At 74.2% G+C, this 14,678-nt stretch carries 7 protein-coding genes; 2 read left to right on the forward strand and 5 right to left on the reverse strand.

Features of this window, described 5'->3' with window-relative positions; all coding sequences use genetic code 11:
- Positions 1-74 precede the first annotated feature (74 nt).
- Positions 75-3,887 carry a multifunctional oxoglutarate decarboxylase/oxoglutarate dehydrogenase thiamine pyrophosphate-binding subunit/dihydrolipoyllysine-residue succinyltransferase subunit gene (locus tag ACF08W_RS34165; RefSeq protein ID WP_392281682.1) on the forward strand — a complete coding sequence of 1,271 codons (3,813 nt, stop codon included), beginning with the start codon at positions 75-77 and terminating at the stop codon, positions 3,885-3,887.
- A gap of 143 nt (positions 3,888-4,030) precedes the next feature.
- Here the strand turns inward: ACF08W_RS34165 and fxsT are convergent, their stop codons facing one another.
- From fxsT to ACF08W_RS34190, 5 genes are all read right to left on the reverse strand, one after another.
- A complete protein-coding gene (gene fxsT, locus ACF08W_RS34170; protein ID WP_392281683.1) occupies positions 4,031-7,024 on the reverse strand; it encodes an FxSxx-COOH system tetratricopeptide repeat protein in 2,994 nt (997 codons plus the stop codon).
- A gap of 154 nt (positions 7,025-7,178) precedes the next feature.
- On the reverse strand, positions 7,179-10,502 hold the full coding sequence (locus ACF08W_RS34175) for an SAV_2336 N-terminal domain-related protein (RefSeq protein WP_392281684.1): 3,324 nt from the start codon (positions 10,500-10,502) through the stop codon (positions 7,179-7,181).
- A 7-nt stretch (positions 10,503-10,509) separates the two neighbouring features.
- The gene (locus tag ACF08W_RS34180; RefSeq protein ID WP_352277098.1) at positions 10,510-11,520 is read right to left on the reverse strand and encodes a MoxR family ATPase; all 1,011 of its coding nucleotides are present in this window, start codon (positions 11,518-11,520) and stop codon (positions 10,510-10,512) included.
- 29 nt (positions 11,521-11,549) lie between these two features.
- Positions 11,550-13,628, reverse strand: a complete 2,079-nt coding sequence (locus ACF08W_RS34185) for a trypsin-like peptidase domain-containing protein (protein ID WP_392281685.1) — start codon at positions 13,626-13,628, stop codon at positions 11,550-11,552.
- Positions 13,625-14,053: a CU044_2847 family protein gene (locus ACF08W_RS34190; RefSeq protein ID WP_392281686.1), complete on the reverse strand. Its 429-nt coding sequence runs from the start codon at positions 14,051-14,053 to the stop codon at positions 13,625-13,627. Before ACF08W_RS34190 ends, ACF08W_RS34185 begins: the two co-directional genes overlap by 4 nt.
- Before the next feature lie 187 nt (positions 14,054-14,240).
- On the opposite strand from ACF08W_RS34190, the gene ACF08W_RS34195 reads away from it, so the two are divergent.
- A complete protein-coding gene (locus ACF08W_RS34195) occupies positions 14,241-14,420 on the forward strand; it encodes a DUF6104 family protein (RefSeq protein WP_128557595.1) in 180 nt (59 codons plus the stop codon).
- Positions 14,421-14,678 lie beyond the last annotated feature (258 nt).

A 14,678-nucleotide genomic window follows, 5' to 3' on the forward strand; every position in this document is an offset into this window, starting at 1 on the left:
GTTACGGCCGGGGAGGCGTAGCCTTGATTTCCGCTGTCCATCACCTTGTGAAGCGGAAGAGGGCGGTTGCCGCCGTGTCGTCTCAGTCCCCCAGTAACTCCAGCATCTCGACCGACCAAGCCGGCCCGGGGTCGAACCCGGCCGCTGCCTTCGGGCCCAATGAGTGGCTCGTCGACGAGATCTATCAGCAGTACCTCCAGGATCCCAGTTCGGTCGACCGCGCCTGGTGGGACTTCTTCGCCGATTACAAGCCGGGTACGTCCGGCACGGCGGACAAGCCCGTTCCCGGCGCCCCGGCCGCAGGGGCCGCGGTGACCCCCACCCCCTCCGCTCCGGCCCCGGCCGTGCCCGCCCCGGCGGCGCAGGCCCCCGCACCGGCCGCGCCCGCCCCGGCGAAGGCGGCCCCGGCTCCGGCCCCGGCGAAGGCCGCTCCGGCCCCGGCAGCGAAGGCCGCCGCACCGGCCGCCGCCAAGCCGGCCGCCAAGGCCGCCGCCGCACCGGCCACCGAGGCCCCGGCCGGCACCGAGTACGTGACGCTGCGCGGCCCCTCCGCCGCCGTCGCGAAGAACATGAACGCCTCGCTGGAGCTGCCGACGGCCACGTCCGTGCGCGCCGTCCCGGTGAAGCTGCTCTTCGACAACCGCATCGTCATCAACAACCACCTGAAGCGCGCCCGGGGCGGGAAGATCTCCTTCACCCACCTCATCGGGTACGCGATGGTGCAGGCCCTCAAGGCCATGCCGTCGATGAACCACTCCTTCGCGGTGAAGGACGGCAAGCCGACCCTGGTCAAGCCGGACCACGTGAACCTCGGCCTCGCCATCGACCTGGTGAAGCCGAACGGCGACCGCCAGCTCGTCGTCGCGGCCATCAAGAAGGCCGAGACGCTCAACTTCTTCGAGTTCTGGCAGGCCTACGAGGACATCGTCCGCCGCGCCCGCAACGGCAAGCTCGGCATGGACGACTTCACCGGCGTCACCGCCTCGCTGACCAACCCCGGCGGCATCGGCACCGTCCACTCGGTGCCCCGCCTGATGCCCGGTCAGGGCCTCATCATGGGCGTCGGCGCGATGGACTACCCCGCCGAGTTCCAGGGCACCTCCCAGGACACCCTGAACAAGCTGGGCATCTCCAAGGTCATGACGCTGACCTCGACGTACGACCACCGGGTCATCCAGGGCGCCGCCTCCGGCGAGTTCCTGCGGATCGTCTCCCAGCTCCTGCTCGGCGAGAACGAGTTCTACGACGAGATCTTCAAGTCGCTGCGCATCCCGTACGAGCCGGTCCGCTGGCTCACGGACATCGACGCCTCGCACGACAACGACGTGACCAAGGCCGCGCGGGTCTTCGAGCTGATCCACTCCTACCGGGTCCGCGGCCACGTCATGGCCGACACCGACCCGCTGGAGTACCGCCAGCGCAAGCACCCCGACCTGGACATCACCGAGCACGGCCTCACCCTGTGGGACCTGGAGCGGGACTTCGCGGTCGGCGGCTTCGCCGGCAAGTCGATGATGAAGCTCCGCGACATCCTCGGCGTGCTGCGCGAGTCGTACTGCCGCACCACCGGCATCGAGTTCATGCACATCCAGGACCCGAAGCAGCGCAAGTGGATCCAGGACCGGGTGGAGCGCACCCACACCCAGCAGCCGGAGCGCGAGGAGCAGCTGCGCATCCTGCGCCGGCTGAACGCCGCCGAGGCGTTCGAGACCTTCCTGCAGACCAAGTACGTCGGCCAGAAGCGGTTCTCGCTGGAGGGCGGCGAGTCCGTCATCCCGCTGCTCGACGCGGTCATCGACTCCGCCGCCGAGGCCCGCCTCGACGAGGTCGTCATCGGCATGGCCCACCGCGGCCGGCTCAACGTCCTGGCGAACATCGTCGGCAAGTCGTACGCGCAGATCTTCCGCGAGTTCGAGGGCAACCTCGACCCCCGGTCGATGCACGGCTCCGGCGACGTCAAGTACCACCTGGGCGCCGAGGGCACCTTCACCGGCCTGGACGGCGAGCAGATCAAGGTCTCGCTGGCCGCCAACCCCTCGCACCTGGAGGCGGTCGACCCGGTCCTGGAGGGCATCGCCCGCGCCAAGCAGGACATCATCAACAAGGGCGGCACGGACTTCACCGTCCTGCCCATCGCGCTCCACGGCGACGCGGCCTTCGCGGGCCAGGGCGTCGTCGCCGAGACGCTCAACATGTCGCAGCTGCGCGGCTACCGCACCGGCGGCACCGTGCACGTGGTGATCAACAACCAGGTCGGCTTCACCGCCGCCCCGGAGTCCTCGCGCTCCTCGATGTACGCCACCGACGTGGCGCGCATGATCGAGGCGCCGATCATCCACGTCAACGGCGACGACCCCGAGGCCGTCGTGCGCGTCGCGCGGCTCGCCTTCGAGTTCCGGCAGGCGTTCAACAAGGACGTCGTGATCGACCTCATCTGCTACCGCCGCCGCGGTCACAACGAGGGCGACAACCCGGAGTTCACCAACCCGCAGATGTACACGCTGATCGACAAGAAGCGCTCGGTGCGCAAGCTCTACACCGAGTCCCTCATCGGTCGCGGCGACATCACCCTGGAAGAGGCCGAGCAGGCGCTCCAGGACTTCCAGGGCCAGCTGGAGAAGGTCTTCGCCGAGGTCCGCGAGGCCACCTCGCTGCCGGCCCCGGCGTCCATGCCCGAGGTCCAGCCGGAGTTCCCGGTCGCCGTGACCACCGCGGTCTCCCCGGAGGTCGTCAAGGTCATCGCCGAGTCCCAGGTGAACATCCCGGAGCGGATCACCGTCCACCCCCGCCTGATGCCGCAGATGCAGCGCCGCGCGGCCTCGGTGGAGAACGGCACGATCGACTGGGGCATGGGCGAGACCCTGGCCATCGGCTCGCTGCTGATGGAGGGCACCCCGGTCCGGCTCGCCGGCCAGGACTCCCGCCGCGGCACCTTCGGCCAGCGCCACGCGGTCCTCGTCGACCAGGTGACCGGCGAGGACTACACCCCGCTGCTCTACCTCGCCGACGACCAGGCCCGCTACAACGTCTACGACTCGCTGCTCAGCGAGTACGCGGCGATGGGCTTCGAGTACGGCTACTCGCTGGCCCGCCCCGAGTCGCTGGTCATCTGGGAGGCCCAGTTCGGTGACTTCGTCAACGGCGCGCAGACCGTCGTCGACGAGTTCATCTCCTCGGCCGAGCAGAAGTGGGGCCAGACCTCCGGCGTCACGCTGCTGCTGCCGCACGGCTACGAGGGCCAGGGCCCGGACCACTCGTCCGCCCGCCCGGAGCGCTTCCTCACGCTGTGCGCGCAGAACAACATGACGGTCGCGATGCCGACCCTGCCGTCGAACTACTTCCACCTCCTGCGGTGGCAGGTGCACAACCCGCACCACAAGCCGCTGATCGTCTTCACCCCGAAGTCGATGCTCCGTCTGAAGGCGGCCGCGTCGAAGGTGGAGGAGTTCACCAGTGGCGGCTTCCGCCCGGTGATCGGCGACGACTCGGTGAACCCGGCCGACGTCCGCAAGGTCGTCTTCTGCGCCGGAAAGGTCTTCTACGACCTGGAGGCCGAGCGCGTCAAGCGCGGCGTCACGGACACCGCGATCATCCGGCTGGAGCGGCTGTACCCGCTGCCGGGTGCCGAGCTCCAGGCCGAGATCGCCAAGTACCCGAACGCCGAGAAGTACCTCTGGACGCAGGAGGAGCCGGCCAACCAGGGCGCCTGGCCGTTCATCGCCCTGAACCTGATCGACCACCTGGACCTGGCCGTCGGCGCCGACGTCCCGCACGGTGAGCGCCTGCGCCGCATCTCGCGGCCGCACAGCTCCTCCCCGGCGGTCGGTTCGGCCAAGCGCCACCAGGCCGAGCAGGCCCAGCTGGTCGCCGAGGTCTTCGAGGCCTAGGTCTTCCGTCTGGATCAGGCCGGCTCAGCGAGCCCGGCATGATCCGGACGAGAGGCCCTGACCCGCTGCCGTACGGAAAGGGGCCCGTTCCCGCGAGTCGATCGCGGGGGCGGGCCCCTTCGGCGTGCGGCCGTCGTCCCCGGTCAGACGGCCGGGGGTTCGAAGTCCCAGTACGGGCGGGTGCGGGAGCGGGCCGAGACGGTGTGGACGTGCTGGGCGCCGAGGGTCGCGGAGAGGTCTTCCAGGGCCTCGCTCTCGATCTTCTCGGCGCGCTGCCGTTCCCGCAGGCCGCGCAGGTCCGCGGCGTGCGCGATCCGGGCGGAGAGGGTCAGCGGATGGGTCCGGCCCAGGGCCTCGGCGGCCCGGACGACCACCAGGTCGGTGAGGGCGGCCGCCGACTCCGGGTCGCCCACCAGATTGCGCAGCGCCGAGGCGTTGATCGCGCAGCCCAGGCTCCACGGGTGGTTCTCGCCCACGGCCCGGGTCATCGCGGCGAGCGAGTGCTCCAGCAGCTCGTGGGCCCGGTCCCGTTCCCCCACGTTGCGCAGGATCAGGGCGTGGTTGGCCCGGGTGCCCGCGACGAACGGGTGGTCCTCGCCGAGCATGGCGACGTACCGCCCGATCACCTTCTCGCTCATGGACCGGGCCCGGTCGATGTCGCCGTGCTGGCGGACGAAGCAGCTCTGGGTGGCGGCGACCATCATGGTCAGCGGGTCGCCCTCGCCGAGGACCCGCTCGCAGCGCTCCAGGGCCCGGGTGAAGAGCGCCGACGCCTGCTCCCGGTCCCCGGAACGGTAGTGGCACAGGGCGAGGTTGTGCTCGGCCCGCAGAGTCTGCGGGTTGTCGGGGCCGAGGACCATGCGGTGCACCCGCAGGCTCTGGTTCTGGAGCGAGAGGGCGTCGCCGTACCGGCCGAGGAGGCGCAGGTCGGTGGTGTAGTTGATCTCGGAGGCCAGGGTCCAGGTGTGGCGCAGGCGCAGCAGCCGGCGCCGGGCGTCCAGGGTGCGGCGGTTGAGCTCCAGGGACTCCCCGTACCGGCCGAGCAGCCGGAGCGAGACCGCCAGGTTGTTCTGGGCGTTGAGGGTCCGGGCGTCCTGGTCGCCCAGGAGTTCGCGGTAGGCGGCGAGGATCCAGCCGGAGATCTTCAGCGCCTCGTCGTACCGGCCCAGGCCGCGCAGGTCGGCGGCGAGGCCGCCGGCGGCGCGCAGGTGCTCCAGGTCGTGGGCGCCGCGCTCGGCGCGGAGGCGGTCGACGGCGGCCCGTTCGATGGCTTCCGTCCCGGTGTAGTCGCCGACGGCGCGCAGCAGGTTGGCGTAGTTGTAGGTGAGGTCCCAGAGGCGGGGGTGGTTCTCGCCGAGGAGTTCCCGCCAGGCCCGTACGGCGCGTCGGCCGAGCTTGATGCCGGCCTGGTACTCGCCGGAGAGGTAGAGGTAGCGCAGGCAGTTGAGGACCAGGACCTGTACGGCGGGGTCGGTGCTGTTGAGGACGTCGGCCCATTTCAGGTGCGGGGTGATCTCCGCGTAGGCGGGCCAGAGCCGGGTGTCGATGGGGCGGCCGGGGTCGGCGGCGACGAGGGCCCGGCGGACCACGTCGACGAATTCGCGGCGGTCGCGTTCGGGCATGTCCGTGCCGACGATCTGGTGGACCATGCGGTGGACGTAGAGCGATTCGCCGGACGACGCCTCCTCGTCGGCGGTCTCGTGGGACTCCAGGCGGACCACGGAGTACTGGCGGAGCTGGCCGATCGCCCTGTTCCACAGCAGCGGATCGTTCATCAGGCCGGAGAGCTGCTCGGGGAGTTCGCCGGGTGGCATCTTGCGCAGCAGCCGGACGGGGATGGAGCCGGGGGCGAAGAAGCTGCACAGGCGGAGCAGGTCGACGGATTCCGGGACGGTCTCCTTGAGCTTGTTCAGCAGGATCGACCAGGCGGTCTGGAAGGCGAGCGGGAAGTCGGCGGAGACCTTGACGACGTCCTGGTCGATGCCGCCGTCCAGGAGCCGTACGTACTCCGCGACGGACATGTCGGAGTCGTTGAGCCAGCCCCCGGTCTGGTCGAGGAGGAGCGGCAGGTCCTCCAGGGCCTCGGCGAGCCGCCCGGCCTCGGCCCGGCTCAGCCTCGGGGCGCGGCGGCGGATGAAGGCGACGGACTCGTCGCGCGAGTAGACCGGCACCCCGACGAGGTGGCTGTTGTACTCGCTCCATCTGCGGTTGCGGGAGGTGATCAGGACGTGTCCGGGGCCGCTGGGCACCAGGTCCCCGATGTCGCCGGGTTCGTCGGCGCCGTCGAGGACCAGCAGCCAGTGGGAGTGCGGTTCGCCGCGGCGCAGCGCGTCGTGGACGGCGCGCAGCCGCTCGCCGTACTCGGCTCCGGTGGACAGCCCCAGTTCGGGGGCGAGTTCGGCGAGTTTCTGGCGGTAGAGGGCGCGGCGGTCGGCGGGGACCCACCAGACCACGTCGTACTCGGAGCCGAAGCGGTAGACGTACTCCGCGGCGAGCTGGGTCTTGCCGGCGCCGGGCATGCCGTGCAGGGTGACGACCCCGGCGCCGGGCCCGGCGTCCTGGAGGGTCCGGTAGACGGAGCTGAGCAGTTCGTCGCGGCCGGTGAAGCGGATGTTGCGGCGCGGCACCCCGCCCCACACGTCGGAGGGGTCGGCCGGGTAGCGGGGGCCCTGCCGGGTGCCGGCCGGTTCGGGCAGCGGGTCGGTGGGCAGGCCGAGGCGCGCCAGGAGCCGCCGTTCGGCCTCCTCGGCGCCGACGTTGGTCAGGTCGGCCGCCGCGAGGACGGAGGTGGCGCCGGGCAGGGTGGCGGTGGTGACGCTGACGGCGGCGAACCGGTCCGGGTCGGCGGCGACGACCGCGCGCAGGGCCCGGTTCCACTCCTCGTGGCCGCGCGGGCCGAGCTGGAAGTACCAGTCGCTGAGGACGATCAGCACCCGGCCCCGGGCGAGCGTCAGATCGCGCAGCAGCTCCTCCAACGGCACCTCCGCCCGGGGGTCCCAGCGCTGCCGGACGACCGCCGTTCCGCGCCGCTCCAGCCGGTCGGCGATCCAGGCCGCCCAGGCCCGGTTGAATCCGGCGAAGCTGATGGTGACGGTGGGCGTCCCGGTTGCTCCGGCTTCCTTGCGCGTACCGGGCATTGAACCGTCTCCCTACGGGAATCGAGTGTGTCGACGTACGGGCCGGGCGGCACCGGGCCGGTCCCGGGGCCCTGTCCGGACGTTCTTCCGCCGCCGTTCCCCCGGGGCGAGGGGCCGGTGGGCCGGGTGCCCGTTCCCGGGGGCGCCGGGCGGGTCAGCGGTCCAGCTCCGCGAGCCGGGCGGCGGTCGCGGCGCCCGCCGTGCCGCCGCCGTCCGGCAGCTCGCGCCAGGCCCGCAGGGCCGCCCGGTAGGCGTCGCGGGCGGCCCGGGGGCGGCCTGCCCGCTCGTAGGTCATACCCCTCCAGTGACCGGCTGTAGCGCTCAATTCGATCGCTTCTTCGAGGAGTTGGTTGCTGTCCGGCTTCTCCTGGGCCGTTCCGGCCGCCTCGGCGGCGCTCCGGAACGCCTCGGCCGCCTCGTCGAGCCGGGCCGGGCGGTCGAGCACCCGGGCGGCGTCCAGGTGGGCCCGGCCCAGCTCCAGCCAGCAGCGCGCCCGGGTCAGCGGGGTGGCGGCCTCACCGGCCGCGAGGCCGAAGAGGTGCTCGGCCTCGCGGAGGTCGACCCGGTCGTCGGTGGCCCGGTGGCGCAGCATCAGTGCCCGGCCCAGCAGCAGCAGCCGCTCGGCGAGGTGTCCGCCGCCGGCCGCGGTCTCGGCGAGGTGTCCGCCGCCGGCCGCGGTCTCGGCGCGGCAGTCGCGCAGCACCCGGATCGCGGCGCCGATGTGCGGGCGCCCGTCCGGCAGTGCGGCCCGGCGCAGCAGGGTGGCGCCCCATTCGGCGAGGAGGTCGGCGTACGCGCGGGAGTCGCGGGGCACGTCCCGGGCGGCCCGGCCGAACCACTCGGCGGCGGCGGTGAGTCCGGCCGGGTCGCCGGTGTCCTCGTACCGCGCGGCGTGGATACGGCCGGCCCGGATCCGCAGCGCGGCGCGCTGCCGCTCCTCGCCCTCGGTGGCCAGGGCCCGGTCGACCAGGGCCGCGGCCTCGTCCGGTGGGGCGCCGGAGGCGAGCAGGGCGTCCACCAGGTCGAGCAGGACGCGGGGGGCGGTCCCGGTGGTGTGCCCGGAGCCTCCCCGCTCGTACGCGGTGCGCAGGGAGCGGGCGGCCTGGGCGGCGTGGGCCCGGGACCGGGCGGTGTCGGCGGTGGCCCCGGCGAGTCGGAGCAGGGTCCGTCCGTGGGCCAGCAGCAGGGCGGTGGGCGGGTCCGCCCGGTCGGGCCGGCCGTCGACGAACGCCTCCAGCATGCCGCAGGCGCTCTGGAGCGGCGCGGTGTCGCCCTCGAGCCGCCACTGCGCCTCCAGGGCCCGGACCCGTTCCAGGGTGAGCCGCAGGGCCTCGGCGGGTTCCAGGCCGGGAGCCGCGCAGGCGGCGGTGTACTCGCGGTCGGCGCGGCGCAGCAGTTCCAGTGCGCCGAGCCGGTCGCCGCGCCTGCGCCGGTCGTCGGCGGCGGCGTGCAGCACCTCGGCGAGGACGGCGCGTTCGTGCGGGGCTGCGGGGGGCGCGGCGGCCCGTTCGGCGGCGCGCTCGGCCTCGGTCAGCAGCTCGGCGCCGCCGCGGACCTCCCAGAGCCGCAGGGCGGCCCGGGCGTACGGCGCCCACGGCCCGGACTCCTCGCCGTCGACGGCGTCGCGCAGCAGCCGCACGGCGTCGATGAGGTACTGCACCATGCCGTCCGACTCGAACCGCCGCAGCAGTTCGCGGGCGTCCTCCTCGGCCGTGCCGGTGGGACCGCCGGGTACGGGGTGCCCGCCGGGCCCGGTCCGGGCGGCGAACTCGCCGGGCAGCGGCATGAAGCGTTCCAGCACCCGGACGGCGACCTCGGCGAAGGGGCGCGGGACCTGGGGCCCGTCCTTCTCCGGGTCGCCCTCGTCGCCCTCCCCGGCGCCGGGGAGCGGGGGGTGGCCGCCCTCGCCGAGCTGGGCGAGGGCCAGGGCCGGGAAGTTGGGGCCGCCGCGTCCGAAGCGCCGCTCGATGTACTGGGAGCAGTGCTTGAGGACGAGCAGGGCGTCGTCGCGGCCAAGCGAGCCGAGCAGCGCCTCCTGGGCGCCGGGGACGAAGGCGTACCACTGGTCGTCGTGGGCGGTGCCGGTGCCGCTGCGGGTCAGCAGCCCGCTGAGCAGGACCTCGGCGAGTTCGGAGGGGCCGGAGTGCGGCAGCATCGTGCGCTGCACCAGTTGCATGACGGGGAGGTGGAGGGGGGCGGCCGCGAGGTGGACGGCGAGCTGTCCGGCGGCGGGCGAGGCCGTCGCGCGGAAGCGGTCGACCAGCCGGCTCGGGGAGGGTTCGGTTCCGGCGCGCCGGGCGGCGGCGGGCGGCTGGTCGGCCCGTACCCAGCCGACGGCGCCGAAGGTCCGCCCGGCGCCGGTGCCGGAGAGCAGCCGCGCCCAGGCCGCCAGCGCCCCGGCGACCGGCGGGAGCACCGGTACGGCGAGGGCGCCGGGGTGCGTGGCCGGGGCGGTGCCCGGGTGTTCCACGACCTTCAGTACGGCGGCGCCGCCGGGTCCGTCGCCCCGGGAGAGCGCGCCCCGGGTGACCGGGAGCCGGGTGCGGCCCCACATCCGCTGCGGGAGTGGCTGGAGCACGGCGGCCGGTGCCTGGGCGGCCAGGTGGTGGAGGAGGCGGTGGGCCCGGCCGGTGTGCCAGAGCGGTCCGGCGCAGTCGCTGACCAGTACGGTGAGGCGGCGGCCGGTCGGATCGCTGAGCCGGTCCGCCGAGTGCAGGGGCGCGGCGGCCGGGTCGGGGCTGCGGCTGACGGCGGCGGCACCGTCTGGCCCCTGGTGGAGATAGCGCGCCCGGACGTCCCGGAAGGCCCCCAACTGGCCGAATATCTGGAGGAGTTCGTCGAACATCCGGCGCCACACCAGCATCGATGAGGAGGCGTCCATGACGCACTGGAGGACCGCCTCGCCGCGCGCCTCACCACGGAAGACCGGGATGACCAGTCCGCCCGCGCGGGCGCTGAGTTCGGCGGTGGCCGTCTCGTCGAGGGTGCGGCGCATCGGTGGTGCGACGGGGCGGTAGCGCCGCAACGGCCGCAGGGCCCGCTGGAGTTCGAGCGGGGCGGGGAACACCGGGGCGGCCGGCACCCCGAAGGCGAGCGCTCTCCCGCGCCCCGTACCGCCGCCGTCCGAGGCGTCCGGGGGACCGGGGCGCGGTACGGGGTGGAGGGCGATCCGGTCCGCGCCGGCGGCGGGCGGGCCGGGTCGGCCGCCGGAGGGCGGGGGCGCGGGGTGCGGGGTGGCGGCGCGGGGCGGGGCGGGGGCCGGTAGCGGGGCGTCGGCCCGCGTACCGCCGCTCGCCTCCTCCGGCTGCGGGGGCGCGGCCGGGGGCCGGGCCCAGCGGGCCAGCCAGAGGGCGTCGCGGAGCTGCTCGACGCCGGGGTCGAGACCGGCCGCGCGCAGCCGGGCGACGAGTGCGGGGTAGTGCCCGGTGTCGTCGGTGCCGTGCTCCTGGGGTGGGCCGTCCGGCCCGGTGCCCGCCATCGGCCCGTCACCTCGGCCGGTCGAGTCGCTGGATGAGCAGGTCGGCGAGGCGGTCGCGGCCGGCCGGGGCCGCGGCGTCGGTGAGGTAGATCGCGTTCAGCAGCTGGTCGGTGGCGAGGAGTTCGGTGCGCGACCGCTCCAGGAACCGGGCGATCAGCTCGTCGCCGTCGCGCGCCGCGTCGTCGCCGAGGTGGGCCCGTACGAAGGTCGCCAGGCGCTGGTGGTCGGGGCGGCCGAGCTCCAGGTGGATGCAGCGGCGCATCAGCGGGGCCGGGAAGTCCCGTTCGCCGTTGCTGGTGAGGACGGTGAACGGGAAGGCCGTGCACCGCACCCGGCCGTCGCGCACCGTGACCTTGTTGCCGTCGTCGTCCAGGACCCGGGCCTCGCCGCCGGGCAGCCGGTCGGCGATCCGTTCCAGTTCGGGAATCCGGAACTCGCCCTCCTCCAACACGTTGAGCAGGTCGTTCGGCAGGTCGATGTCGCTCTTGTCGAGTTCGTCGATGAGCAGCACCCGGGGCCGGTCGGAGGGGAGCAGCGCGGTGCCGAGCGGTCCGAGCCGGATGTAGCTGCCGACGTCCTCGGTGGCCGGGGCGGCGTCGCCGTGCGCGGCGATCTGGACGTCCTGGAGGCGGGCGATCGCGTCGTAGTGGTAGAGCCCGTCGAGGAGGGTGGTCCGGCTGACGACCGGCCAGCGCAGGACCCGGCCGAGGCCGAGCTCGTGGGCGACGGAGTGGGCCAGGGTGCTCTTTCCGGCGCCGGGGACGCCGGTGACGAGGAGCGGGCGGCGCAGATAGAGCGCCGCGTTGATCATTTCGAGCTCCTCGGCCCCGGGCCGGTGGAGTTCGGCGATGCCCCGGTGGCCGCCGAGCCTGCGGTCGGCGGAGCCGTCCCCGTCCCCGCCGGCCTCCTCCGCGCGTGCGGCGAAGTCGCGCCAGGGCGGCGGCGGGGGCAACTGGCTCATGCCGTCGTGCGGTTCGCCCGCGCCTCGGTAGATGAGCCATTCGCCGGGTTCACTCATGACGGTCTCCTCGTCCTCGCTCGGGGGCATCACGGCGCCTGCAGGAAGAGATCGGGGGCGGGTGGCCGAGGGGGTCCGTAGACCAGGGCGATGCCGTCCGACCAGTAGGTGTCGACGCGGCCCTCGCGCACCCCTTCGCGCAGTGCGCGGACGCGCTGCGGGAGCTGGGCGGCGCTCCCGGCCCCGTCGACCGTGTCGACCACCCGGAGGTGGAACTCCGCGCAGGTGGCGGCCCGTTCGTCGCGGGGGCGCCGCCACAGGGCCACCCCGTAGCCGGCGGCGAGCAGCCGGGCGAACCACTCGGGCCCCCGGACGTCGTCCCGGCCGCCGTACCGGCAGAGCACCGGTACGGTGCGGTGCTCCAGGCCGCGCAGCTCGGCCGTCGGCGGCAGGGGGACGCGGAGGCCGTCGTCGCAGTCGAGGACGGCGGCCCGCGCCGGGCCGGTGTGGACACGGTCCCAACGGGCCGTGCGCTCCGCCTCGTACGCCTCGTACTCCTCGTCCGTCCCGTACGCGGAGGAGTCGTCCGGGTCGGGTTCCGGGCAGTGCACGACGACCGGGCGCTGGACGCCGAGCGGGCGCCCGTCCCCGGGCAGCTCCCACCGGTCCACCTCCAGGTCGAGCAGGTCGGGGCCCGCCACGACCTGGAGGACCGCGGGGCCGCCCGGTTCGTCGCACATCCGGAACGCCTTGCCGAGCGGGGCGGCGAGCCGGGCCGGGAGCTCGTCGAGGCGGGTGCCCCGGTGGTTCTCCGCCACCGGGAGGTCCTCGTCGTGCGGGCGGGCCACCACCCGCCAGTCGTAGCGGTCCGGCTCCCAGGCGCGGGCCTCCAGGTGCAGCGCGACGAGCGCGGGCGCGGGCGGCCGGACCGGCGCGGGGTCCGGGTCGGCGGCCGGGGCCCGGTGGTGCGCGTCCTGCTCCCGCAGCCGGGCCAGCTCGCCCCGAAACGGCCGGCGCAGCCCGCCCGCCGCCTTCTCCACCCAGTCCCACAGGGCGTCCTCGGCGGGCTTGGTGGACGGCAGGACGTAGGGGCGTTCGGCGGTGGCGGCGGCCACGCAGTAGCGCAGGATCCGCTCCAGCGCCTCGTCGCCCTCGCGGGTGTCGTGCAGGACGCCCAGCCCGTCGCGCCAGCCGCGCGGGGCCGGAACGCCGAAGGCGCGGTGCGTGTGCCCGAGGGAGCCGAGGATGTCGAGCAGGCCGCGGGTGCTGACCGGGGGCGGGAGCGTGGCGAGCCGCCCCAGCAGGTCGACGCGCTGCTGCGGGGTGAGCGCCGGACCGGCCGCCGCGCCCAGGTCCCGCTGGACGTCCACCCAGGTGTCCCGGTCGTCGACGGGGCTGTTGTGCCGGTCGGCGTGGTAGCGGTCGTGGGCGTGGAACACGGCCTGGTAGAGGTCGTCCGGCTCGGCCTCGACGGCCCGTTCCGGCACCGGCAGCGCCCGCAGTCGCTCCACCCCGATCGCGGTGCCGCCGGCCGTGTCGGTGGCCCGGGACTTGAGGACGCCGACGACCTCGCCGCGCGCCAGGTCGACCAGCGGTCCGCCGGACATGCCGGGGTAGAGCTGGCTCGCCTCGATCAGCACCTGCGCGTCGTCCTCGTCCCCGTCGTCGAGGGTGCCGACCACCCGGCACTCCCGGCCGAGCCGCCGGGGCGGTCCGGCGCCGCCGTCCGCCCAGCCCGCGAAGTAGTACGTGCCGCGCCGCAGGCCGGTGGGGCGCTCGCTGACGTACACGCAGGGGTGCTCGACGGGGCGGAGCAGTTGGACGAGGGCCAGGTCGGGCGGGGGCCAGCCGCCGTGGTCGGGCCGCCGCTCGGGCAGGGCGGCCCGGACCGTGCCGCCGACCCGGACGGACTCGCCCCCGGCGGTCCGGAACACCACGTCGACCCGGTGCCCCCTTCCCTCCGTCGCGACGTGCGCGCAGGTGAGGACCCAGCCCGGGGCGACGAAGAATCCGCTCCCCAGGAAGACGCCGTCGGGCACTTCCGTGTCCGGCCCGCACCCGGGCCCCGGCCGGTGGATGCGGACCGTGGCGTCCCGTACCAGGCCGGTCAGCGCGGATTCGGGGTCGTCGCCGTCCCGCCACGCGCCCCCGTCCGGCGGGGGTGTCACGGCCCGTTTCCGCCGTCCGCCCCGGTGCGGTCCGGATCCGCCGGTGCGCCGGTGGGCGGGTCGAGGGGCGGCGGGCCGCCGTTCCAGGTCAGGGTGACCTTGAGGGAGCCCTTCGCCTCGCCGTCCGCGAGGAGCCCGACGACCTTGCCCGCCTTCGCGGTCAACTCGATGCCGAACTCGACGCTGACCGTGTCGGGCCGCACCGCCCGCAGTGGTTCGGCGAGCGAGCGGGCGACGCCGGTCACCACGGAGTGCAGCCCCTCGACCCGGGTCCGCATCCGGTCGGCGACGTTCCCGGCGCCGATGTCCGAGAAGGCCGGCCCCGCTCCGGCACCGGCCGGTTCCTCGGCACCGGAGATCCGCGCCCAGACCTCCGTACCGTCGGGCAGCTCGATCCGCGTGATCCGGGCACCACCGTCGTCCATGAAACCCCCCGTTCCACAACTCCCCGCAGGTTAACGGCAGTTGCCCACCGAAGCGAGGTGTGCGGAGCAGGACGCCACGGCACCGCCGACCGGTTCCGGACACCGCCGCACGGACCTCGGGTCACGGCCCGGAGCCGCGTCCCGGCCGCGCTCGGGACGGCCGCCACCAGGCATTAGGCTGGTGGCCATGTACTTCACCGACCGTGGCATCGAGGAGCTGGAGAAGCGCCGGGGCGAGGAGGAGGTCACCTTCGAGTGGCTCGCCGAGCAGCTCCGTACGTTCGTCGACCTCAACCCCGACTTCGAGGTGCCGGTCGAGCGCCTCGCGACCTGGCTGGCCCGTCTCGACGACGAGGACGAGGACTAGGACCTGTCTTCAAACTGCCGTCGTCCGGCCGGAGGCCGGGCCGTGCGGTGTCCGGTGCGTGCGATCGCAAGGCGGAGGGTCGCCCCGATACTGGATGTATCGGGGCAGTCCCGACAACGCGGCGAGCGTGCGTGCCGGGCGCCGCACGGCAGGCGGCAGTTTGAAGACAGGTCCTAGGTGTATTGACCCGCAGCGTTGTTGACGCGGCTGATCGGCGGGTGCCCGTCGAGTGCGGTGTGGCAGCGGTGGTGGTTGTAG

Source organism: Streptomyces sp. NPDC015144 (assembly GCF_043079735.1).
Taxonomy (GTDB): domain Bacteria; phylum Actinomycetota; class Actinomycetes; order Streptomycetales; family Streptomycetaceae; genus Streptomyces.